At 63.2% G+C, this 22,391-nt stretch carries 18 protein-coding genes; 6 read left to right on the plus strand and 12 right to left on the minus strand.

Translation table 11 applies throughout. The features are described from left to right. From minD to HS961_RS02020, 5 genes are all read right to left on the minus strand, one after another. Complete coding sequence (gene minD / locus HS961_RS02000) at positions 1-813, minus strand: septum site-determining protein MinD (protein WP_182326138.1); 813 nt, start codon at positions 811-813, stop codon at positions 1-3. A gap of 67 nt (positions 814-880) precedes the next feature. Then, positions 881-1,612, minus strand: a complete 732-nt coding sequence (gene minC / locus HS961_RS02005; RefSeq protein WP_182326139.1) for a septum site-determining protein MinC — start codon at positions 1,610-1,612, stop codon at positions 881-883. A 186-nt stretch (positions 1,613-1,798) separates the two neighbouring features. Then, positions 1,799-3,250 carry a hypothetical protein gene (locus HS961_RS23685; RefSeq protein ID WP_272956284.1) on the minus strand — a complete coding sequence of 484 codons (1,452 nt, stop codon included), beginning with the start codon at positions 3,248-3,250 and terminating at the stop codon, positions 1,799-1,801. Positions 3,251-3,330: 80 nt separating this feature from the next. Continuing rightward, complete coding sequence (locus HS961_RS02015; protein WP_182326140.1) at positions 3,331-3,978, minus strand: hypothetical protein; 648 nt, start codon at positions 3,976-3,978, stop codon at positions 3,331-3,333. 11 nt (positions 3,979-3,989) lie between these two features. Beyond that, a complete protein-coding gene (locus tag HS961_RS02020) occupies positions 3,990-4,928 on the minus strand; it encodes a zinc ribbon domain-containing protein (RefSeq protein WP_182326141.1) in 939 nt (312 codons plus the stop codon). Positions 4,929-5,214: 286 nt separating this feature from the next. Between HS961_RS02020 and HS961_RS02025 the strand changes: the two genes are divergently transcribed. From HS961_RS02025 to HS961_RS02035, 3 genes are all read left to right on the plus strand, one after another. Then, on the plus strand, positions 5,215-6,507 hold the full coding sequence (locus HS961_RS02025; RefSeq protein WP_182326142.1) for a solute carrier family 23 protein: 1,293 nt from the start codon (positions 5,215-5,217) through the stop codon (positions 6,505-6,507). Positions 6,508-6,744: 237 nt separating this feature from the next. Beyond that, the gene (locus HS961_RS02030; RefSeq protein ID WP_238347748.1) at positions 6,745-8,265 is read left to right on the plus strand and encodes an acetyl-CoA hydrolase/transferase family protein; all 1,521 of its coding nucleotides are present in this window, start codon (positions 6,745-6,747) and stop codon (positions 8,263-8,265) included. Between the two features lie 259 nt (positions 8,266-8,524). Further along, the gene (locus HS961_RS02035; RefSeq protein WP_182326143.1) at positions 8,525-9,826 is read left to right on the plus strand and encodes an MFS transporter; all 1,302 of its coding nucleotides are present in this window, start codon (positions 8,525-8,527) and stop codon (positions 9,824-9,826) included. Positions 9,827-9,910: 84 nt separating this feature from the next. Here the strand turns inward: HS961_RS02035 and HS961_RS02040 are convergent, their stop codons facing one another. Further along, positions 9,911-10,891 (minus strand): YihY/virulence factor BrkB family protein, encoded by a 981-nt coding sequence (locus HS961_RS02040; RefSeq protein WP_182326144.1) that lies wholly within the window; start codon positions 10,889-10,891, stop codon positions 9,911-9,913. Positions 10,892-11,024: 133 nt separating this feature from the next. Continuing rightward, positions 11,025-12,839 carry an NAD(P)/FAD-dependent oxidoreductase gene (locus HS961_RS02045; RefSeq protein WP_182328077.1) on the minus strand — a complete coding sequence of 605 codons (1,815 nt, stop codon included), beginning with the start codon at positions 12,837-12,839 and terminating at the stop codon, positions 11,025-11,027. A gap of 316 nt (positions 12,840-13,155) precedes the next feature. Between HS961_RS02045 and HS961_RS02050 the strand changes: the two genes are divergently transcribed. The 3 genes from HS961_RS02050 to HS961_RS02060 all read left to right on the plus strand — a co-directional run bounded on the left by HS961_RS02050 (position 13,156) and on the right by HS961_RS02060 (position 16,069). Continuing rightward, positions 13,156-15,117: a sigma-54-dependent Fis family transcriptional regulator gene (locus HS961_RS02050; RefSeq protein ID WP_182326145.1), complete on the plus strand. Its 1,962-nt coding sequence runs from the start codon at positions 13,156-13,158 to the stop codon at positions 15,115-15,117. A 135-nt stretch (positions 15,118-15,252) separates the two neighbouring features. Then, entirely contained in the window at positions 15,253-15,801 is a 549-nt protein-coding gene (locus tag HS961_RS02055) for a hypothetical protein (protein WP_182326146.1), read from the plus strand. Positions 15,802-15,829: 28 nt separating this feature from the next. Next, positions 15,830-16,069, plus strand: a complete 240-nt coding sequence (locus HS961_RS02060; protein WP_182326147.1) for a DUF7661 family protein — start codon at positions 15,830-15,832, stop codon at positions 16,067-16,069. On the opposite strand, the gene HS961_RS02065 is transcribed toward HS961_RS02060, so the two are convergent. From HS961_RS02065 to HS961_RS02085, 5 genes are all read right to left on the minus strand, one after another. Beyond that, positions 16,066-16,923 (minus strand): nucleotidyl transferase AbiEii/AbiGii toxin family protein, encoded by an 858-nt coding sequence (locus tag HS961_RS02065; protein WP_182326148.1) that lies wholly within the window; start codon positions 16,921-16,923, stop codon positions 16,066-16,068. The two genes, HS961_RS02060 and HS961_RS02065, sit on opposite strands and share 4 nt — an antisense overlap. 2 nt (positions 16,924-16,925) lie before the next feature. Beyond that, the gene (locus HS961_RS02070; protein WP_238347749.1) at positions 16,926-17,816 is read right to left on the minus strand and encodes a type IV toxin-antitoxin system AbiEi family antitoxin domain-containing protein; all 891 of its coding nucleotides are present in this window, start codon (positions 17,814-17,816) and stop codon (positions 16,926-16,928) included. Positions 17,817-18,229: 413 nt separating this feature from the next. Next, complete coding sequence (locus HS961_RS02075; protein WP_182326150.1) at positions 18,230-18,553, minus strand: hypothetical protein; 324 nt, start codon at positions 18,551-18,553, stop codon at positions 18,230-18,232. 369 nt (positions 18,554-18,922) lie between these two features. Continuing rightward, the gene (locus tag HS961_RS02080; RefSeq protein WP_182326151.1) at positions 18,923-20,647 is read right to left on the minus strand and encodes an acetyl/propionyl/methylcrotonyl-CoA carboxylase subunit alpha; all 1,725 of its coding nucleotides are present in this window, start codon (positions 20,645-20,647) and stop codon (positions 18,923-18,925) included. 137 nt (positions 20,648-20,784) lie between these two features. Continuing rightward, positions 20,785-22,377 (minus strand): carboxyltransferase domain-containing protein, encoded by a 1,593-nt coding sequence (locus HS961_RS02085; protein ID WP_182328078.1) that lies wholly within the window; start codon positions 22,375-22,377, stop codon positions 20,785-20,787. Positions 22,378-22,391 lie beyond the last annotated feature (14 nt).

Below are 22,391 nucleotides of genomic sequence, written 5' to 3' on the forward strand. Positions count from 1 at the left end.
TCACCTCCCGAAAATACGTTTGAAGAAACCAGGCTTTTGTGCGTCGATAAAGCGCATCGGCTTGTCTTCGCCCAGAAAGCGCGACACGACATCCTTGTAGGCTTCAGACACATCGGTCTGGCTCAGGTTGATCGCAGGGGTGCCCTGGTTGGAGGCCTGCAGCACCGATTCCGATTCGGGAATCACACCGATCAGCGGAATGCGCAGAATGTCCTGGATATCTTCCAGCGACAGCATCTGGCCGTCCTGCACCCGGTTGGGGTTGTAGCGGGTGATCAGCAGGTGTTCCTTGATGGGGTCTTCGCCATCAATCGCGCGCTTGGTCTTGGAGCTCAGCATGCCCAGGATGCGGTCCGAGTCACGCACGGACGACACTTCGGGGTTGGTGACGACCAGCGCCTCATCGGCAAAGTGCATGGCCATCAAGGCGCCGCTCTCGATACCGGCGGGCGAATCGCAGACGATGTAGTCAAAGTCCATCGCGGCCAGGTCCTTGAGGATCTTCTCGACCCCCTCCTGCGTCAGCGCATCCTTGTCACGCGTCTGCGACGCGGCCAGGATGTAGAGGTTCTCCAGCTGCTTGTCCTTGATGAGGGCCTGGTTGAGGTTGGCCTCGCCCTGGATCACATTGATCAGGTCATAGACCACGCGGCGTTCGCAGCCCATGATCAGGTCCAGATTGCGCAGGCCGACATCGAAGTCGATCACCGCAGTTTTGTGGCCGCTCAGTGCCAGTCCGGCCGCAAAGCTTGCACTGGTGGTAGTTTTTCCAACTCCGCCCTTGCCGGAAGTTACAACGACGATTTTTGCCATCTTTCGATCCGTTCCCTTTACGTCCTCAAATGTCCTAAGCCCAGCGCGGGCTGTCCCCTTGTGCCGGTTACAGCGGCTCGATCAGCAGTTTCTCACCTTCGAGCCGCACCACGGCGGCCTTACCCGCCAACTCGGCGGGCCAATCCGATTCCACCGTGCGGTAGATGCCCGCGATGGACACCAGCTGCGGCTCAAAACAGGTGCAATAGATGCGCGCGGTTTTGTCACCCCTTGCGCCCGCCACGGCCCGGCCCCGCAAAGGCCCGTAGACATGGACATTGCCATCAGCAATCACCTCGGCACCGAAGCTGACGATGGCGTTGACGATCACATCGCTGCCCGAGGCATAGACCTGCTGGCCCGAGCGCATCGGCTTGTCGACGCGCAGGCTGGCCTTGGCTGGCAACTGCACTTCCTTGATCACCTCGACTTCAACCTCGCGCACCTCGGGCTCAGCGGCCTTGCGGACCGGTGCCGCCTCCGGCGCGGCAATCAGGCCGGCCGCATAGGCGCTGGCCATCTGCGCCTCGCTGCCACCGCGCACCGCCACCGGCGTCGTGCGGTACTCGCGCAGCAAGGCCACCAGGGCCACAAAGTCGATGTCCTCGTCGGCCTCGCGCAGATGCGCCAGATCGATCAGCACCGGGTCATGGTCGAAGAACGTGGAATCGCTGCCAAAACGTTCGACAAACTCCTGCGCCAGCTGCTCCAGGTCAGCCGAACGCAACGCGAATGCAACCACCGGCAACTGGGCGCTTTTCATATCGAAACCGCTGCGCTGGGTCGTTTCACCTGACATGGTTATAAGCCGATCTAGTTACTGGACATGAATCGGCAAAGTGTAACCTGCCTGACGTGAAACGCCGCAGCCCTCCGCCGTTTTGCCCGGTTTGACAACACTCTTTTACCAATGAGCCTGCGCTGCATTCAAAAGTCGAATGCATGAAAAAGGGCGCTTTCGCGCCCCGGTTGGATGGTGCTGCCATCACTTCAGCTGAAAGCCACAGTGGCCGCAGAAGACGTCGTCAGCCGCCACCACTTCAAAGCAACTGCGGCAGCGCAGCAGGGGCGCGTCAGCCGCAGGCGCCGCAGCGGGCGCAGGCAGGTTTGGCGGGGCCAGCGCTGCGGCCGCTGGTGGCAGCGCCGCTGCGCCAGTGGCTGCCACTGCGGCGCCCAGCACCGGTGCGGCTGCGACGGGCGGCTGCACGGGGGCCGGGGCTACAGGCGCCACCACCGGAGCGGGTGCCACGGGCGCTAGCGGCGCAGGCGTTGGAGCCAGGGGCGCTACCGGTGCGGGCGCCGGGGTGGACACGGGTGCGGGCGGGGCCACCGGGGCAAAAATGTCAGTGACGGGCGCCACGGGAGCGGCAGGAGCCACTGGCGCGGCCGGCGCACGCGCGGCACCTGGCGGGTGGTGGCCATGGCCATCCAGGTGCGTGGCGTGGCGCACCTTGTCGGCGGCTTCACGGGCCATGCCCTGGGCCTGGCGGGCCTTCTCGCGGGCCAGGTCAATGCCGGCCTGCAGGCTCTCTTCAGTGCCTTGCTCATCGAGGCCATCGGTGACCATCAGATAGATGATGTTCACGCCCATGATCATCACCTGCATGGTCAGCGCCATCAGCACGGCAAACAGGATCACGGTCGACAAGGTACCGGCGAGCATATGGCCGCTGCTGGCCATCGCGCCAAAGGCGGCAGCGTTGCCCATGCCGCCCATCGAGGCCATCATGCTGGGGCCAATCATGGCGCTGGCAATCGCCGTCATGTAGGCAAAGCCGGGGATGAAGCCGGTAAACACCACCAGGGTGATGACGGTGATGACGATGTACAGCGCCAGCAGCATCAGCACCAGCGGCACCAGGCGCGTGCGCACGACGGCCAGCACCAGCGACACGGCGCGGCGCAGCGAGCGGCCGTCCCAGATCGCCGGGGCCAGCAAGGGCGCCGCCACCCAGTACAGCGCGATGAAGAACACCGAGGCGGCGATCACCATCACCGGGTGGGCAAAGAACAGCAGGATCGGCCCGATGAAGGGGATCTTGCAGATGAAATACACAATGGCCGCCACCAGGCAAAGACCCAGCACCACGGCCAGCACCAAGAGACCAAACAGGATGAAACGCGGCACACACATCAGGCCGGCCCGGATGGCGTCTGCCATGCTGCGCTGTTCCACATCCTTGGCCTTGTCCTGCAGCAGGATGCCGACCGCCGACATGCCGGCCGAGAAGACGACCGAGGCAATGATGAAGAACAGCAGCGCGAGCAGCATGCTGCTCGCGCGGGTGGCCAGCATCTGGCCGCCTACCATCACCAGGCCACCGGCCAACCAGGTCAGAAAAGACAGGCCGAGCACCCGCCACTGGGTCAGGCCCTCGGCCGCTCGCATCAGTTGGCCAAAGTCAATGGACTTCAGCATCGATTTCGGGGAAGACATCTGCGTTTCCTTGGTCGTGGTTAGCGTATTGCGCCCCGCCGGCGCCCTTGCAAGGGCGTGGGTGGCGGGCTTAGGGGTGCTCAGTCGATGCGGCTGGGCCAGGGTTTGGCCTGGATCACAAAGTGCTCAATGCCGGGCGGCACATTCTTGTCGGCCGATTTCTTGACCTCGACCGGATTACCAGCCTCGGTGGGCGCGGTGCCGGAGTTGGTGTTGACCTTCTTGGCGCGCAGATCGCGCGGCGAGACGGTGACAAAGATCGTGGCGCCGCCGCGGTTGTCGGCCATCATCGTGGCGATGTCCTTGATGGCGACCATCGCATCCTTGTGCTCCTGGCGGGATTTGGCGGCCCAGGGCAGATCCAGCGAGACGGCATCGAGCACCGGCATGGCGCGCGTGGCAGGCGACTGGCTGCTGCTGAAGACTTGCTCGGTGGTGGTGGTCTTGCTGCCCGAGATGCGCTGCTTGACCGGCAGTGCCGACATCGATTCGACCGCGCGAACGCGCAGGGCCTCGGCCTGGTCGGCCTCGCCCTTCATCTTTTGCTCCCAGGTCAGCAGCGCGGGCGGCACGGCCGGCTCACGGCAGCCGGGCGGCGATGCGATGCCGCACTCGACCTGTACGGGCACGGCAGGCGCCACGACGGGCGCAGGTTCTGGCGGAGGGGCCACGCAGCCCGCCAGCGCGAGCACCGACACCAGGGCGGACATTTTCATCAACAGCTTCACAGGGCTCTCCTTCAATTCAACAAATCATCCAAGGTCTGGGGACGCGCCGGCTTGCGCGGCGCTGGGCGGGCCGGCGCTGCGGCGGGCGCCGGGGCAGCCGCTTCTTCGACGGCGACGGCAGCGGCCACCGCATCCTCAGCGGGCGCTGGCGCCACCAGGGTTTCGTTCGGGGCGAGCGCGGCATCGGTTTCGACCATGGCGGGCGCTGCGGCCTCTACCGGCAGGGCCGCATCGGCAGCCACCGGCGCCGTGGGTGCGGAGACGCTAGGCGCCGCCACGGCCGCACCGGCAGCGGGGCGGCCCTGTTGGCTCTTCCACCACCAGGCACCGCCTCCGGCCAACACCACCACGCCCAGCAACGCCAAAACGATACGCAGCCCCTGGCCGCTTTGGGGCGCGGGGGCTTCGGGCATGGGGTTGCGCAGGTTGGCGCTGGCGTTGGGGCTAGTGCGGGGGCGCAGGCCCGGCTCAGGTGCCGCAGCGTTGGGGCGCTTGGCAGCAGCCTCCGGCTCCCACAGTGGGGCTTCGGGTTCGCGCAATGCGGGTGCTGGCACGGCGGCGGCCGACTGGGCGGCCGTGCCACCAATCACCATCGCGGCGCTGGTCTGGATGCGTTCACCGGGCATGGTGGAGGATGGCTCGGAGCTGTCCTGCACATTGCCAAAGACCAGGATGGCCTTTTCTTCGGCCACGCTCAGCGGGGTATCCCAATCCGGGGCCGTGTCCTGGAAACCGGGGGTTTCTTCAAAACGGCATCCGCACTGCTTGCAAAACAGCGCCTGGCCGTTGCACAGGGCGCCACAATCGGGACAGGTGGCATAGGCGGCTACCGGCGCAGCGCGGGCACTGGCTGCCGCCTCAGGCGCCAGTACGGCCGGTACCTTACAGCCGCATTTTCGACAGAATTTGGCGCTCGCATCCAATGCCTCGCCACATTGCACACAGTTCATGGAAACCCTCTCCCTAGACGGGCAGGTTGCTGCAGGCAACCAGCCGTATTTGTTCTCAATGTCATTGTGATTATCTATTGCATTAGCCCATCAGGCCAGTGCTACGGCGCCACACCTGGTATGCCGGCCTCTGCGCCCGGGACCCTGCAGTCCCTGCATCGGTCCTGCTTAGAGAGTTTCCCTCTCTCTACAAGGTATGACAAATTCACTATGATGCAGCACCTTTTCTCTAGCGTGCCTGCAACAACGCCCTCTGGCGCTGTCCCTGCAAGCGGCCTGCCCAACCATGTCTGACTCTTTCCTTCCCCGCTGGCGTGAAGTGCGCCCGGGCGCTGACGATGTCGTCGCGCCCGACGAGCGCCTGCCCTGGCCGCAAACCTCGATCATGGGGGTGCAGCATGTCATCGCCATGTTTGGCTCGACCATTCTGGCGCCCATTCTGATGGGTTTTGACCCCAATGTCGCCATTTTGATGAGTGGCGTCGGCACTTTGATCTTCTTTTTGATCACCGGCGGCCGGGTACCCAGTTATCTGGGGTCCAGCTTTGCCTTCATCGGTGTGGTGATTGCCGCCACCGGTTATGCCGGCTCGGGGCCCAATGCCAATATCGGCATGGCGCTGGGCGGCATCATTGCCTGCGGTCTGCTCTACACCTTGATCGGCTTTATCGTGCAAGCGGTGGGCACGGGCTGGATCGAACGCTTTATGCCGCCGGTGGTGACCGGCGCCATCGTTGCGGTGATCGGCCTGAACCTGGCCACGGTCCCGATCAAGAACATGGCCAGCAACAACTTTGAAAGCTGGATGCAGGCGATGACCTTTGTCAGCGTGGGCCTGGTGGCCGTGCTGGCACGCGGCATGGTGCAGCGCCTGCTGATCCTGGTGGGCCTGATTGCCGCGTCCATCATTTACGCCATCCTGACCAATGGCTTGGGCATGGGCAAGCCGGTCGATCTGTCGGGCCTGGCCTCGGCCGCATGGATCGGCTGGCCCAATTTCTCAGCCCCACAGTTCAGCCCGCATGCGATGGTGCTGATCGCCCCGATCGTGATCATCCTCGTGGCTGAGAACCTGGGCCACATCAAGGCCGTGACGGCGATGACCGGCCGCAACCTGGACCAGTACATGGGCCGGGCCTTTATCGGTGATGGCGTGGCCACCATGGTAAGCGGCGGCGTGGGCGGCACGGGCGTGACCACCTATGCAGAGAACATCGGCGTGATGGCCGCCACCCGCATCTACTCCACCGCCGTGTTCATGGTGGCGGGCCTGATTGCGCTGGTGCTGGGCTTCTCGCCCAAGTTCGGCGCGCTGATCCAGGCGATTCCGCTGCCAGTGATGGGCGGTGTGTCCATCGTCGTGTTTGGCCTGATCGCCATTGCCGGTGCCAAGATCTGGGTCGAGAACCGGGTGGACTTTTCGCAGAACAAGAACCTGATCGTCGCAGCCATTACGCTGATCATCGGCACCGGCGACTTCACCTTGAAGTTCGGCAGCTTTGCACTGGGTGGCATCGGGACCGCGACCTTTGGCGCGATCATCCTCTACCAACTGCTCAACCGCGGCGACAAGCGCTGAGCGGCGCACTGCCCCTGCCAAAGCCCGGTTGTCCCGGGCTTTTTTTATGCGCTAAATTGTTGCAGTGCAACAATATTTTGACAACGAAGTAGCACTTATCCACAACTCGGGTATTCCCCGATTCCGAATGGTTTCGTTGGCAACGACTGCTAAGATTTGCCCGCTTCGCCCCTCGGCCTTTGCCGCTGGGGTGCATCTGTAGACAATAACGAAAACACTGTTCTGGAGTCTCCCCCCATGCCTTTGAATGACCATGTGCGCTGCAGCGCGCTGCACGCCCGCATCATGTCCGCAGCCGAGGCAGCCGCGCTGATCCCCGCCGGTGCCAATGTGGGCATGAGCGGCTTTACTGGCGCTGGCTACCCCAAGGCCCTGCCCCAGGCCATAGCAGCCCATGCCAAGGCTGAGCACGCGGCAGGACGGCCCTACAAGCTCAATGTCTGGACCGGGGCGTCCACCGCAGCCGAATGCGATGGCGTGCTGGCCGAGGCCGGCGCCATCGGCCAGCGCCTGCCCTTCAACACCGACCCGATCGCGCGCAAGGCCATCAATGCCGGCGAGATCGACTTCATCGACATGCACCTGTCCCACGTCGCCCAGCATGCCTGGTTCGGCTTCTTGGGCCACATGCATGTGGCGGTGGTCGAAGTGCTGGGCGTGACGGCCGATGGCCTGCTGATCCCGTCGACCGCCGTGGGCAACAACAAGACCTGGCTGGAGATTGCCGACATGGTGATCCTGGAGGTGAACACCAAGCCGCCCGCCAAGATGGAAGGCATGCACGACATCTACTACGGCACCGCCATCCCGCCGCGCCGCGTGCCGATCAGCATGACCCATGCCGATGACCGCATTGGCCAGCCCTATTTGAAGGTGGACCTGGACAAGGTCGTCGCCGTGGTCGAGACCCACAAGGGCGACCGCGACAATGTGTTTGCCGCGCCGGACGCCAACTCCAACACCATCGCCGCGTCGATCATCGATTTTCTGTCGCACGAGATGAAGATGGGCCGCCTGCCCCAGGAGATGCTGCCCATCCAGTCCGGTGTGGGCAATGTCGCCAACGCGGTGCTGGCCGGCCTGCTGACGGGCCCCTTCGACAACCTGCTGGGCTTTACCGAGGTGCTGCAGGACGGCATGCTGGACCTGCTGCGCAGCGGCAAGATGGCGCGCGCCTCGGCCACCTCCATCTCGCTGTCGTCTGCGGCCTACCGCGATTTCGAGGAGAACATCGACTTCTACCGCGACCGCATCATCCTGCGCCCGCAGGAGATCTCCAACCACCCCGAGCTGGTGCGCCGCCTGGGCGTGATCGCGATGAACTCGATGATCGAGGCCGATATCTACGGCAACATCAACTCCACCCATGTGATGGGTTCGAGCATGATGAACGGCATTGGCGGCAGTGGCGACTTTGCCCGCAACGGCTTTCTGTCTTTCTTCGTCACCCCCTCGGTCGCCAAGAACGGCCAGATCTCCTGCATCGTGCCGATGTGCTCGCATGTGGACCATACCGAGCACGACACGCAGATCATCGTCACCGAGCAGGGCCTGGCCGATCTGCGCGGCCTCTCGCCCAAGCAGCGCGCCAAGGTCATCATCGAGCGCTGCGCGCACCCGGACTTCCGCCCCATGCTGCAAGACTATGTGGACCGCGCGATGCAGCAGTCCGCCGGCCTGCACACGCCGCACATCCTGACCGAGGCGCTGTCCTGGCACCAGCGCTTTCTCGATACCGGCTCGATGAAGATCGGCTGATTCCGCAGGGGCGTCTCCAGCTCCCTTCAACGCCCCCACAGCGCTCCTGTTACGCCCCGCCAGCTTCCGCTGCGCGGGGCGTTTTGCATCTGTCTCCGAAGCCATTGCGGCGCATGCGCACGAAGCGCACAATAGCGGCGACCCCGAGCCATGCCCGGGAGTCAAAAGTGCGCTGGCTATAGATACATGTGTATACATAGCTATTAAAAGCGTAGCAAACCATCCGACATCCCAACCCATAACAGCATCGGAGACAAACATGGACACCCTCGAACAGCGCACGATTTCCAAGATCAGTTGGCGGCTATTGCCGCTGCTGATGGTCTGCTACTTCATCGCCTACCTCGACCGGGTCAACATCGGCTTTGCCGGGGCCAGCATGTCCAAGGACCTGGGCTTCAGTGCGGCAGTTTTTGGCAGCGCGGCCGGCATTTTCTTCCTGTCGTACTTTCTCTGCGAGGTGCCCAGCAACCTGGCGCTGGAGCGATTTGGCGCCCGCAAATGGATCGCCCGCATCATGTTCAGCTGGGGCATTCTGTCGGCTGCGCAGGCCTGGGTGGGCGGGGCGACCAGCTTTAACGTGGTGCGCTTTTTGCTCGGCATTGCCGAGGCCGGTTTCTTCCCCGGCGTGATCTTCTACATCACCTTGTGGTTTCCGGCGGCTTACCGCGCACGCATCGTCGGCTGGTTCATGTTCGCCATTCCCATCTCCACGGTGATCGGCGCACCCATCTCCGGGCTGATCCTCGACATGGATGGCATGGGCGGCATGCATGGCTGGCAGTGGTTGTTCATTCTGGAGGCGCTGCCAGCGATCTTCCTGACCTTTGTCGTGCTGTTCTACCTGCCCGACGGCCCGCAAGATGCCAAGTGGCTGACCACCGAAGAGCGCGCCTGGCTGGACCAGACCCTGGCAGCGGAGCGCCAGAACCGCGAATCCATCCACAAGATCCACTGGAAGCAGACCCTGCTCAACCCCAAGGTGATTGCGCTGGGATTTGTCTACATGGGCATCACCGTGCCGCTGTATGGCCTGGGCTTTTTCCTGCCGCAGATCATCAAGGGCTTTGGTGGCCTGTCGAATGTGCAGGTTGGCTTCATCAACGCCTTCCCCTACCTGGTTGGCGCGATTGCGATGATCTTCTGGACGCGCGGCTCCGACCGCATGAAGGAGCGCAAATGGTTTGTGCTGATTCCGCTGGCGTGCATCGTCGCCGGCCTGCTGATTGCCGCCAACACCGCCGCACCTGTGCCCAAGATGGCTGCGGTCACCTTGGCCGCCTTTGGCATCTTCAGCGCGCTGCCTACTTTCTGGACTTTGCCCACCGCCTTCCTGAGCGGTACCGCGGCCGCAGCCGGCATCGCCTGGATCAACTCCATCGGCAACCTGGGCGGTTATATCGGCCCCACCATCTTCGGCACCTTGAAGGACAAGATGGGCAACGATGTCTATGCTGTGATGTTCCTGGCATCGCTGGCAGTGGTGGCCTTTGCGCTGGTGTTCTTTATGCGGCATGACACCCGCGCAGAAGGCTTTGGTGTGAAAGCCCACGGCCACTAAAGATCGGCCAAGATCGGCCCAAATCGGCCGTATCCTCCAACAACAATGCGCCCTCGGGCGCATTGTTGTTGGGGCAGAGCATCTCTAGATCTGAAAATCCACTGTAGCCGCCTGCTCGGCCGTGGGCCGCTGCTGCGGGCTGTCCTCTGCCTGCGCATTGCTCCCTTTGCCATGTAGCGCCACATCGGCGCTGTTCAGCGCGCGGGCGCAGCTGGCGGCAAACAGCAGAATGGCGGACGAGAAGTAGATCCACATCAGCAGCACCACCAGCGAGCCAGCAGCACCATAGGCCGAGACGACCGCAGCGGTGGACAGATACCAGGCCAGCACCTGCTTGCCGATGGTGAACAAGAACGCGCCAATGGCAGCGCCCGCAATCAGAAAACGCAGTCGGGGCTTGGTGCCAGTACCGATGCGCATCATGCCGACAAACAAGGTTACGGTGATCAGAAAGGACACGCTCTCGTTGATGACACCCAGCAGCATGCCGGGCGCCTCCACATGCAGCACAGCACCCGCCCAGCGCGTGGTCATGCTCAGCATGGTGGTGAGGACCAGCGATATCAGCATCAAAAAGCCCAGCACCAGGATGTAGCCCAGGCCCCGCACCCGCTGCACCAGCGAGTACCACCAGGGCGTATCGCTCTTGTCCACCTTTTCGCCATGGTTCCACAGCCGCTCCAGCGAGGTCTGCAGCTCTACAAACACCCCCGTCGCGCCCGAGAGCAGCATCACAAAACCAATTGCCGAGGCAATCAGCCCCTGCGACTTGGTCTGCGCGCTCGACAGCGCGCCGCGCACCACCTCAGCCACTTGCGAGCCCATCACGTCCTCGACCTGGTGGATCAGATTGCTCTCGATGTAGGAGCGGTCGAGCCACCAGCCCAGCACCCCCACCAAGAGCAGCAGCAGCGGCGCCAGGCTCAGCATGCCGTAGAAGGACATGGCCGCGCTCATGCGCAAGCCATCGGCTGCCAGCCATTGATCGGCGGCATGGTAGAAGGGGCGGAAAGGATTGAGCTTGCGCTGCACCCGCTGGGCGAGCGTCGAGTCTTGTGTCACCATCGCCCGATTCTGGCATTGATGCAGCGCCTGCCGGTGTCAGCCATCGGCCATAGCTGGCGCCAGGTCCCAATTCCTCACAATCTGCGGCGCCGCGCCCACGCCTGCAGCGCGGCAGCCCCCACTTACCTCCCCATCAGCGAAGATGGTGTACCTGCTGCAGGCCATAGACGGGCGTTGCCAACCCCTCCTGCCGCGCTTTGAGCTGCAATGCCAAGTAGAGCGAATAGTGGCGCGACTGGTGCAGGTTGCCGCCATGGAACCACAGCTGCGGCTGCTGGGTGGGCTTCCACATATTGCGCTGCTCGCCCTCCCAGGGGCCGGGGTCCTTGGTGGTGTCCGATCCCAAACCCCAGACCTTGCCGACCCTGTCGGCCACCTCCTGGCTGATGAGGTCGGCCACCCAGCCATTCATCGAGCCATAGCCGGTGGCATAGACCACCAGGTCGGCCGGCAGCTCGGTGCCATCGCTCAGCACCACAGCGTTTTCAGTGAGGTGGCTGATGCCCTTGTTCTCGCCTGCTTGCAACTTGATGCTGCCGTCGATCACCAGGTCGCAGGCGCCCACATCGATGTAGTAGCCCGAGGCGCGGCGCAGGTACTTCATGAACAGGCCCGATTCATCGTCGCCAAAGTCCAGCATAAAGCCTGCCGCTTCAAGTTGGCGGTAGAACTCCGCATCGCGCTCGCGGATGCGGTCATACAGCGGCACCTGGAAGTCGGCCATGATGCGGTAGGGCAGCGAGGCAAACACCAGGTCCGCCTTCTTGGTGGTCATGCCGCTGGCCACCGCGCGCTCCGAGTACAGATCGCCCAGGCCAATGTCCATCAGCGAATCCGAGCGCACGATGTGGGTCGACGAGCGCTGCACCATGGTCACATCGGCCCCATGCTCCCAGAGCGCTGCGCAGATGTCGTGGGCCGAGTTGTTGGCCCCGATCACGACCACTTTCTTGCCGGCATAGGCCTCGGGCCCCGAATGCTGGGACGAGTGCTGCTGCTCGCCCCGGAAGCGCTCCTGGCCTTCGATGCGGGGGATGTTGGCCTTGCCCGACATGCCGGTGGCAAACACCAGCTGCTGGGGGCGCAGCACCATCTTGCGGCCCTCGCGCTCCACCGTCACCTCCCACTCCTGCGCGGCTTCGTCATAGCGCGCGCCCAGGCATTGGGTGGACGACCAGTAGTTCACCTCCATCACCCGGGTGTACATCTCCAGCCAATCGCCAATCTTGTCCTTGGGCGCAAACACCGGCCAGTGATCGGGGAAGGGAATGTAGGGCAGGTGGTCGTACCAGACCGGGTCGTGCAGGCACAGCGATTTGTAGCGGTTGCGCCATTGGTCGCCGGGGCGCGGCTGCCGGTCAATGACGATGTGCGACACGCCCAGCTGGCGCAGCCGCGCGCCCAGTGCAATACCGCCCTGGCCGCCACCTATCACCAGCACATAGGGTTGGCGGCTCTCGCCCAGGGTCTCGGCCTCTTCCTGCTGGCGGTCCAGCCAGGTCTGGCGGCCCCTGCGTATGCCGTGCTCGGCGCCCATCGGGCGGCGCAGGCCGAGGGCCTCTTCAAAGCCTTTCAGCTCCTGAATGGTGGTCAGCAAGGTCCAGATGCGGCCATCGCGGATACGCAGATGGCCCAGGCCCCGCGCATGGCGCGCATCCACTACCAGCCAGGCGCTCAACACACCATTGGCCTCCGTCACCTCTTCCTTCGGATCCAGCTGCAGCACCAGCGGCGCGGCGGCATCCAACTGGGCGGCCAGCATGTCGGCCACCTGCGCCGGGCCTTCGCAGGTCTTGAGGTTCCAAGTCAGCAGCACCAGGTCGCGCCAGTAGCAGTCCTCGGCAAACAGCTGGCTGGCCGCTGCAAAATCGCGGGCGGCCAAGGCCTGGTTGAGCTGGTCCAGCACCGCTTGCGCGCGGGCTGTCGGTGTACCCGCCGCAGTGGGCATGGCTGGGGTGGTGGCATTCTGGTTAGCGCTTGTCATGGCATGTCTCCTTTTTATGGTGATGTCGCAGCGGCTCTGCGGCCGTGGCAGTGCTGTTTTGCAAGCCCCATGCCAGGGCGCGATGCTGCACCGCAACCTCCTCGCACAAGGGCTGCGCGCTGCGGGTTTGCCAGCAGCGGGATGGCGCGCACACTGCCGCGGCCGATGCAACACCTGTTGCATGCGCCCTTTTGCACTGCAGCATCTGTTGCGGGTAAGCCTGATTGGCATCACCGGGGCGCGGGCACAGAATCAGCCCGGTGATTGCAGGAGACCCGCCATGCCCATCCACAGCTATACCGCCCATGTCCAGGAGCTCGAAGCCTTTGGCATGGGCTACCCGCTGCAAGGGGAGACACGCGACCGAGCGGTGCTGGGCAGCTGGCGCCGCTGCATCGACCAGCACCGGCTGGACCCGAGCCGCACCAGCGAAGCCCATATCGTGCCGGCAGGCCAGTTGCGCGCCCACCGCGAAGAGTCCGAGCCGCTGATCCGCATTGCCCGCAGCGGGCTGGAGCGGCTCTACCAACAACTCAAGGGCCTGGACTATGTGCTGCTGCTGGCCGACCGCCACGGCATCGCCGTCGATTTTTTGGGCCATGACAGCCACGCCATCGACCTGCGCAGCGCCGGCCTCTACCTGGGCGCACAGTGGCGCGAGGATGTCGCCGGCACTTCGGCCGTTGGCACCTGCCTGGCCACCGGCGAGGCGCTGACCGTACACCAGAGCGACCATTTCGACTTCACCCACACGACGCTGTCGTGTACCGCTGCGCCCATCTATGACCTGCAAGGCCAGCTGGCGGCCGTTTTGGACCTGTCCCTGCTGCGCTCGCCCGCCGCCCGCGCCAGCCAACAGATGGCGCTGCACCTGGTCACCGCTGCCGTGCGCCGGGTGGAGCTCGCCAACCTGATGGCCCAATCGGGCAGCGACTGGGTGCTGCGCCTAGCGCAGTCGCCAGACTTTCTGGATGTCGATGCCGATGCGGCCCTCAGCATCGACGCGAGGGGCCGCATCCGCGCCATGACCCATGCCGCCACCCGCATGCTGGCCGCCATTGCCGGGCTGAACTGGCGCCAGCAACCGCTGCAGACCGGCCAGCCGCTGGGCCGTTTTTTTGACACCGACCTGCAGGCCCTGCCGCAGCTGATGCGCAACCGCCCGGCGCAAGAGCGCATCCTGCGCGCCCGTGATGGCAGCATCTGGTTTGCCCATGCGCTGCCACCCCAGCCGCGCAGCAACGCGCAGGCCAGCCCACGCCCAAGCTTGCCCGCCCCGCTGCAGGCGTTGAACACCGGCGACGCCGCCATGGGCCAGCTGCTGCACAAGGCCGCCCGCCTGGCGCCGCAAGACCTGCCGGTGCTGCTGCAAGGCGAGACCGGCAGCGGCAAGGAGTTTCTGGCCCGCGCGCTGCATGCCGCCAGTGGCCGCAGCGGTGCCTTTGTCGCCATCAACTGCGCGGCCATCCCCGAGGCGCTGCTGGAGAGCGAGCTGTTTGGCTACCTGCCCGGCACCTGGACCGGAGGCGCGCACAAAGGCCGCGCCGGCCTGATCGAGGCCGCGCACCAAGGCAGCCTATTCCTCGATGAAATCGGCGACATGCCGCTGGCCCTGCAGGCCAAGCTGCTGCGCGTGCTGTCCGAATCCGAAATCACGCCCTTGGGCGCGCGGGCGCCGCAGAAGGTCGATATCCGCGTCATCTCCGCATCGCACAGGCCGCTGGCCGAGCTGGCCCACAGCGGCCAGTTCCGCGCCGACCTGCTCTACCGCCTAAACGCTGCCGAGCTGCAACTGCCCGCCCTGCGCGAGCGCAGCGACCTGTTGGCCCTGGCCGAGCACATGCTCGCCGCCCTGGGCTGCAGCCTGCGCCTGAGCGGGCCGGCACAGGCCGCCCTGCGCGCCCACCACTGGCCCGGCAATCTGCGCGAGCTGCACAATGCCCTGCGCTATGCCGCCGCGCTGGCCGAGCAACAGATCGACCTGGAACACCTGCCCGATGCGCTGCAGCGCAGCCCGGCTGCTGTGCAGGGGCAGGACGCGGTCAGCGATGCAGCTTTGGCAGGTGCCGCAGTGGAAGGCCGTACCTTGAATACCGCCACGCTGGAGCAGGTACTCGCCCAGTGCCAAGGCAACGTCTCCGAAGCCGCCCGCCTGCTGGGCGTCAACCGCTCGACCATCCACCGCCGCATCCAGCGCCAGCAGCTCAGCCGGGTGTTTGCGAGACAGGAAGGCGAGCGCTAGTAGCTGCGCTAGCCAAGCAATAAGGACTACCTTGATTGGGCGCTATCTGATCAGCCGCCTTGCGCAGGGATGACAGTGGCGCTACCCTTGTTGGCTTGCCAGCCCTGCTGGTTCAACCAACAGCATAGTCCTGGCATGCACCCCACAACCTCATTGCTCGCAGAGCATTTCAGCCTTCTGGCTGCGCAGCCCTGTTGGCAATGCACCGCCAACTATGGCAGCTGGTTATCCCTCCATTTCGGCCAGCCTCGGATCGTGGTGCGTGAACCTGTGCCGAATGCCAAACGCTTATCCATGCAACGCAGAAGTGCTGATGTGCAAGGCGATTTCCTGCTTTGGATCGAGATGGGTGCGTGGGAATACTCCGAAGAAGGCAAGCCTCTGCAGCACTCCGAGCAATCCCGTGAAGCGCTTCAAAAAGTGGCTGCACTTCTGCAAGGGCAATGCATCTCAAGCGTGCAGCTTCTGCATGCGCGCACTGAGACCATTTTTGATTTTGACCAGGGCGGCCAATTGCGTGTTTGGCCACATGCTGATGCCAGTGCCGACGACCCCCTGTGGCATCTCTACCTGCCAGAGAAGATATTGACTTTGCAGGCCGATGGCCTCATCGCGCATGGGCCTGTCTCTGAACAGCCATCCATCTTCATACCTGGCAAAACGGCCTCGGTTACGCTCGGCTAGTCCATCCACCCCGCCACATCGCTTGCCCATGCCCCGACACCGCTTTAACGTCTTTGGCCGCATCCTCGATCTGGAGCCCTGCCCTAGCGGCTGGCGCTGCTATGCCGTCGGGCAGGACGGCAAACGCGCTCCCGTCCAACTGGCGGTGCCCGCCGATCTACCTGCCAGCGATCTGGGTCAGTACCTCTACGACATCTACCATGAGCTGGCGACGGGCAGCCGGGGGGATGTAGTGGAGATTTCTGTTTCAGGTTCCCAAGGGGCCTAGTGCGGCCACGACAGCGCGCGGTACAGCGCAATTACCTCAGCCATCGCCTCATCGAACGGAGGCAGTTCTTCATCGACGTCTGCCGCCAGATCCTGGTATCCAGTGCGCGCCATGTCAATCACATCTTCCGACTCCATGGAGTGAATATTTGGGACGATGCCTTTAGAGCCGCAAGAAGCCAGCAAGATCTCATATATCTTGGCGAAATCTTCAGCGGTCAGTGGAGGCCCTGACCGCAGCAATAGCCAGATGTCATAGACGTCCTGCCGGCGGTTTCTTCTTCGAATAGGCTGCTGAAGCAACGAGCGCATCTTCTCCGCCAGCACATTGTTCAAGGTATAGGAATGTATGCTTGCACCACCATCCAACGCCAGCACTTCCACATCGAATACAACCTCATTGAAGCTGTAGTCGATTTCCACAACTTGCGCTGCACTACCCGCCTGCAAACGAGCGACCTGCCCGGCATGGCTTCGGTTCGCAAAGCCGATTTTCAATGCCAGGCTATGGTGTGTCTTGTTCTCGCCTTTTGGTTGAACCGTATGCGACTGCAAGCGGCATAGCGTGCCATAGGACAGTCGATTCTCCGCAGCAACCAGCCCCGCTTGCAGCTCTTTCAAAAGTACCTCTGCACTCTCAGCGCTGTACATGTCCTTGGTCGAAAAATCCAAGTCCCGGGTGTAGCGGGAGCTGTCATACCGGATAGCCAGCAGCAGCCCGCCTTTCATCACCATCTTGGCACTCAGATTTCTGGAATGGCCAATGCCGTCGAGGATGATATGCACCGCCTCTCGAAAGCCCTGCTGCCCTCGTGGCGCGCGCGCCACCCAGGCCTCAATGTCCACTTCGTTCATATTCACTCGGTGTTGGGTTGCGTTCCATCTAGCGACGGTACGTTCACTGAAAGCGCCCAGCGCTCAGAGAAAAAAGGCGCATATTCAGCCTGCGGATCTAGCTTTCGCGAGCCTCCTCTTTGCACCTGAGACGCCCAGGCACTGATGAGCGGATCAGACAGGCCACACACGGTTTCCAGCAGATAGCCAGCGCGGGAACGCTCAATCAAGGTGCCGTGCCTATCCACCTCCTCAACGATGAGCTGCAGATACTTGGCCGCATATTCCCGGTACGTATCAATGACATGCTGCATTCCACCACAGAGGTCCGGTTCACGGAGCATGTCTAGGAAAGTTCGCCCGACCATTGCCACCCGAACAGACGGTGACTTGATCGTCTTGAAAGCACCACGATGCGAGCGGCGAACCAGCTCGACCCGCATCCCATCGATGCGCTCCAATTTCTGAAATTTCAACGTAGGCAACTTGGCAGCAAGATAGCTTGTCTTGCGTGTCTTGAGCTCCTTTTCCATACGTGCGGCCGCTTGCTCTTTCCACTCGCGATCAGTTGGCGTGCACAGGTACAGAATCTTGGAAAAGCGATCGGTAATGCCGTGGTACTCCATCGCACTCAGATGGCTGACGTAAGCAAAGGGGTCGACGGCGCAGGCCACCTCCATGGGCAGAGGCTTGTTATGTCCAAACAGTTGGAAAACAGTCCCCGCCTTGAACCCTTTGGCTGCCGAAATCAAACCAAATGCTGACAAGGTATCAACCACCCTTGTGTATAACGACAGTGACGCTGGTTCATTGGTCGCGTGGGTCGCGACCAAAACGCCCAACTCATATGCCGTGACGACGGGCTTCGCCCATCCTCCCAATCGTTCTTGGATCGGTTTGATGAGCGCGCTCAAGATCTCAGGCGAATCTGAAATTTTAGTCACTTGATATCATTTACGTCCTAAGGACGAAAATGATATCAAGTGTTTATCTGTTTGTCAAGCAGTTTAATGTTCTAACCATCTGAGGGCTGCGAAGAATTTGAAAACCATGAGCCTAAAAAAAAGCGGCTCGACTTTTGGCCTCAGTTGACAAACAGCTTACTCGATGTATGCATTCACTGCACCTTCAGCCCTTTTTGTACTATCGAGGACTGCGCATGTGTCGAAGCGCTAAGGAAACCCTTCAATACCCCTTCTATCGCATGCGATGATCCAGACATAAGACCCATGAGATTGGTTACCTGACTGGGAAGAAATCCCAGCGCAGCCAAGTGCTAACTGGCCGGTCTGAATTGATCCGTTTCTCAAACGATCAACACGCCCGATCAATCCACACTGGGGGCACGAGGCTGGGCATTCACCTTGATGACCCGCACATCGCTCAGGTCTACTACATCTCCGGCTTGTACCGAGCCATACGATTTGCCGTTGACGATGAGATGCTTGCCATCGGTACTGGCCGTGATGGTGTCACTCCGGTAATTGATTCCACCTGTTCCATACTGAGACTCGGCCGACTGCAAGGGCACGATAAAAACCACGCCAGCACCCTCAAGTCGGCTTCCGCTACCAGTATTAACCGATACCTTGCACCCTGCCAGCGTAGCAACCAGTGCGGTGCAAAGCAAAAATTCCTTCAGTCCACGCATCGTTTTCCTCAATTATTGACATCATGTTGTGGGTGCTCAGAGCTGAAGTCGATCACCATCTGAGCTACGTGAATTTCACAGGCACACTTATATAGCAAAAGTTTATTTTTAATTAATTTCAATAGTTATTTTGTATTTCACTGAGGCGACATGACTGAGCCGCGCCCAGGGCGTCATTCGTTCGCATAGAACAATCCACGTACCATTTTTGGTCACGCCGTAACATTGCCCAGAGTTCGTGCAAGTGATGTCCGCGTCTCGGCAGCCCGTGTCTACGATGGCGGTAGCCATCCAACAGCGCGCTAGCCCAACAAAAAAGCCGCGCAACCCAAAGGCAGCGCGGCTCTCGGCCACCGTCAAAAAAACGGCTTAGTCGATACGTGCAATCACCGCACCGGCAGCCTGGTAGCTGCCCGCTTCCACCTTCAGGCTGATGCGGCCAGCGCGGGGGGCGTTGATCTGCATTTCCATCTTCATGGCTTCCATCACGGCGATCAGCTCGCCCTCTTGCACGGTGGCGCCGTCGGCGACCTTCCAGGTCGTGAGCGTGCCGGCAGAGGCGGCGGTCACAGCCTTCTCGTCCACAGCTGCTTCCACGGGCGCTGGGGCAGCGCCAGGGGCCGACAGGCCGGACAACAGCGATGCGGGCAGGCCCAGCATCACGCGGCGGCCGTCGAGCTCGATGGCGACGCGCTGCAGGCCAGCGGTGGCGGCGGGCTGTGGACGGGTTTCGGGCTGGGCGTCCCACTGGGGCATCAGCTCGGTTTCGATCCAGCGGGTGTGCACGCCAAAGTGCTCGCCGTTGATGAAGTCGGCATGCGCCATCACCGCTTCGTGGAAAGGCAGCACGGTCGGCACGCCTTCGATCTTGAACTCCTTGAGCGCGCGGCGTGCGCGTTGCACGGCCACTTCGCGGCTGGGGCCCCAGACGATCAGCTTGGCCAGCATGGAATCGAACTGGCCCGCCACTTGCGAGCCGGATTCCACACCGCTATCGACGCGCACGCCCGGGCCCGATGGGGCCTCAAAGCGGGTCACCAGACCAGGGGCGGGCAGGAAGCCACGGCCCACATCTTCGGCATTGATGCGGAACTCAAAGGCATGGCCGTGGGGTGCAGGCACCGTGGTGTCGGCCAGCACTTCGCCTTCGGCCACGCGGAACTGCAGGCGCACCAGGTCGGTACCGGTGGTCTCTTCGGTTACGGGGTGCTCCACCTGCAAGCGGGTGTTGACTTCCAGGAACGAGATGGAGCCGCTTTGGCTCAGCAGGTATTCCACCGTGCCGGCGCCCACATAGCCAGCGGCCTGGCAGATCTCGCGGGCCGATTGGTGGATGCGCTCGCGCTGCTCGGTGCTCAGGAAAGGCGCTGGCGCCTCTTCGACCAGCTTCTGGTTGCGGCGCTGCAAAGAGCAGTCGCGCGTACCCAGCACCCGCACATTGCCGTGCTGGTCGGCCATCACCTGGGCTTCGATGTGGCGAGGCTTGTCCAGGAACTGCTCGACAAAGCACTCGCCGCGACCAAAGGCGGTCACCGCCTCGCGCACTGCAGCGGCATACAGCTCGTCGATGTCCTCGGCCTTCCAGATCACCTTGATGCCACGGCCCCCACCACCAAACGCAGCCTTGACCGCAATCGGCAGACCATGGTCACGCGCAAAGGCATGCACTTCGGAGACGTCCTTGACCGGCTCAGGCGTGCCTGCCACCAGTGGTGCCCCCACGCTCAGCGCCAGCTTGCGCGCCTGCACCTTGTCGCCCAGCTGCTCAATGGCCGAAGGCGGTGGGCCGACCCAGGTCAGGCCGGCACCGATCACGGCGCGGGCAAAGGCGGCGTTTTCGGACAGGAAACCATAGCCCGGGTGCACCGCATCTGCGCCACTCTTTTGCGCCACTGCCATCAGCTTGGCGATGTCCAGATAGGTCTCTGCCGGGCGCTGGCCTTCGAGCGCATAGGCCTCATCGGCCATGCGCACATGCAGCGCGTCGATATCGGCGTCGGCATACACCGCCACGCTTTTGAGGCCGTGGTCCGTGCAGGCACGGATGATTCGGACGGCGATCTCGCCACGGTTTGCAATCAATACTTTTTTCATGGCTGAGAAGACTCCAGACAACCAAAACACGACAGAGAAGTGAGATTGCCGCAGCGTGTTTCACAGCCTTTTGCAATCAACACTTCGCTCATAGCTATATCCATTCAAGAACGGGGCGCGCACGCCCTGTTCAACACTCAGCTCACCAGGTCCGCAAAGGGCGCCAGGGGGCGGAATTGCAGCCAGCCACCGACAGGCACTTGCGCGGCCAGGTCGAGGTGGTAGGAGGCAATGCAGGCGATGACCGGGTAACCGCCGGTCAAGGGGTGGTCAGCCAGGAACAGCACGGGCTGGCCGCTGGCGGGCACCTGGATGGCGCCCAGGGCGGTGCCCTCGCTGGGCAGCTCCTGGGTTTGGCTGCGCACCAGGGCCTCTTCACCGGCCAGGCGCAAGCCCACGCGGTTGGACTGGGGGGTAACCTGCCAGCGCTGCGCGGCAAACAGGGCCACGGCCTCGGGGGTGAACCAGTCGGTGCGCGGGCCCATGACGACATCGAGCACGACCGTCTCGCCGGCCTTGGGCAGTGCAGGTGGGGTGTGATCGGGGGCTTCCACCGCAGCGGCATCGCGCGCATCGCCCACGGCCAGGGTCTGGCCGGTGGTCAATGCGGCGGGGCCGATGCGGGCCAGGGTGTCGGTGCTGGTGCTGCCCAGCACCGGCTCCACCAGCCAGCCGCCGCGCACCGCCACATAGCTGCGCACGCCGCTGTCGGGCTCGCCCAGCTGGATCACATCGCCATCGTTCAAGGCAATGGCCGCATTGCGTTCGGCCTGCCAGGCAGCGCCACTGGCGCTGCGCACGGTCAAGGGGCCGGTGGCGCCAGTAACGGCCAGCACGGTGGCACCCAGGCTTTGCAATTGCAGGCCTGCGGCGACCGATTCCAGCACCGATTGGCGTGCGTCGTTGCCCACCAGGCGGTTAGCACGGCGCATGGCGCCCTGGTCCAACGCGCCGGCGGCCGATACGCCCTGGCCCGCCTGGCCGGCACGGCCGGCATCCTGCACCAGGGTTTGCAAACCGGTGGCACGCACACACATGCCGGCACCAGTGTGCTCGGCTGCTGCGGGGGACTGGGCCTGCACGGCAGATTGCTGCTGCAGCAGCGCCTGGCCAGCCGCGGTGCTGGCATCGACAAAGCGCACCAGCATGCCCGGCTGCAGCAAGGCAGGCGGGTTGCGCAGGAGGTCCCACATGGGCACGTCGGTGCGGCCCAGCAGCTGCCAGCCGCCGGGGGTGTCATTGGGGTAGACGGCACTGAAGGTGCCGGCAATGGCGACCGAGCCCGCAGGCACCTTGGTGCGCGGCGTGCTGCGGCGCGGCACGTTCAGGCTCGGATCGCCACCGGTCAGGTAGGCAAAGCCGGGCGCAAAGCCGCAAAAGGCCACGCTGTAATCCGTACCGCTGTGGCGGCGAATCAGCTCGGGGACATCAATGCCCAGGATCTGCGCCACATCGGCCAGGTCCTCGCCGTCGTAATGCACGGCAATCTCGACACGCTGGCCGGCGCTGCGGGCCTGGCGGCCCAGGCGCAGTGCCGCCATATGGCGCTGCAGATCGGCAGCGCTGGTCTGCCAGCGGTCAAAGGAGATGAGGATGGTGCGCGCAGCGGGCACCAGCTCCTGCACGCCAGCGGGCAGCTCGGCCTGCAGGGCGGCCAGCAGGTCCAAGGTGTGCTCCAGGTCCTGCAGCTCCACCAGCATGCTCTGGTCGCTCACCGGCAGAAAGCGCATCGTGCGTTCGTCGC

This window comes from Comamonas piscis, from assembly GCF_014109725.1.
Lineage (GTDB): Bacteria > Pseudomonadota > Gammaproteobacteria > Burkholderiales > Burkholderiaceae_C > Comamonas > Comamonas piscis.

What these genes read in the sequence shown, in the direction of transcription:
- minD (WP_182326138.1), bottom strand. Translation starts at nt 813, where the DNA reads ATGGCAAAAATCGTCGTTGTAACTTCCGGCAAGGGCGGAGTTGGAAAA.
- minC (WP_182326139.1), bottom strand. Translation starts at nt 1,612, where the DNA reads ATGTCAGGTGAAACGACCCAGCGCAGCGGTTTCGATATGAAAAGCGCC.
- HS961_RS23685 (WP_272956284.1), bottom strand. Translation starts at nt 3,250, where the DNA reads ATGTCTTCCCCGAAATCGATGCTGAAGTCCATTGACTTTGGCCAACTG.
- HS961_RS02020 (WP_182326141.1), bottom strand. Translation starts at nt 4,928, where the DNA reads ATGAACTGTGTGCAATGTGGCGAGGCATTGGATGCGAGCGCCAAATTC.
- HS961_RS02025 (WP_182326142.1), top strand. Translation starts at nt 5,215, where the DNA reads ATGTCTGACTCTTTCCTTCCCCGCTGGCGTGAAGTGCGCCCGGGCGCT.
- HS961_RS02030 (WP_238347748.1), top strand. Translation starts at nt 6,745, where the DNA reads ATGCCTTTGAATGACCATGTGCGCTGCAGCGCGCTGCACGCCCGCATC.
- HS961_RS02035 (WP_182326143.1), top strand. Translation starts at nt 8,525, where the DNA reads ATGGACACCCTCGAACAGCGCACGATTTCCAAGATCAGTTGGCGGCTA.
- HS961_RS02040 (WP_182326144.1), bottom strand. Translation starts at nt 10,891, where the DNA reads ATGGTGACACAAGACTCGACGCTCGCCCAGCGGGTGCAGCGCAAGCTC.
- HS961_RS02045 (WP_182328077.1), bottom strand. Translation starts at nt 12,839, where the DNA reads ATGCCCACTGCGGCGGGTACACCGACAGCCCGCGCGCAAGCGGTGCTG.
- HS961_RS02050 (WP_182326145.1), top strand. Translation starts at nt 13,156, where the DNA reads ATGCCCATCCACAGCTATACCGCCCATGTCCAGGAGCTCGAAGCCTTT.
- HS961_RS02055 (WP_182326146.1), top strand. Translation starts at nt 15,253, where the DNA reads ATGCACCCCACAACCTCATTGCTCGCAGAGCATTTCAGCCTTCTGGCT.
- HS961_RS02060 (WP_182326147.1), top strand. Translation starts at nt 15,830, where the DNA reads ATGCCCCGACACCGCTTTAACGTCTTTGGCCGCATCCTCGATCTGGAG.
- HS961_RS02065 (WP_182326148.1), bottom strand. Translation starts at nt 16,923, where the DNA reads ATGAACGAAGTGGACATTGAGGCCTGGGTGGCGCGCGCGCCACGAGGG.
- HS961_RS02075 (WP_182326150.1), bottom strand. Translation starts at nt 18,553, where the DNA reads ATGCGTGGACTGAAGGAATTTTTGCTTTGCACCGCACTGGTTGCTACG.
- HS961_RS02080 (WP_182326151.1), bottom strand. Translation starts at nt 20,647, where the DNA reads ATGAAAAAAGTATTGATTGCAAACCGTGGCGAGATCGCCGTCCGAATC.
- HS961_RS02085 (WP_182328078.1), bottom strand. Translation starts at nt 22,377, where the DNA reads ATGCGCTTTCTGCCGGTGAGCGACCAGAGCATGCTGGTGGAGCTGCAG.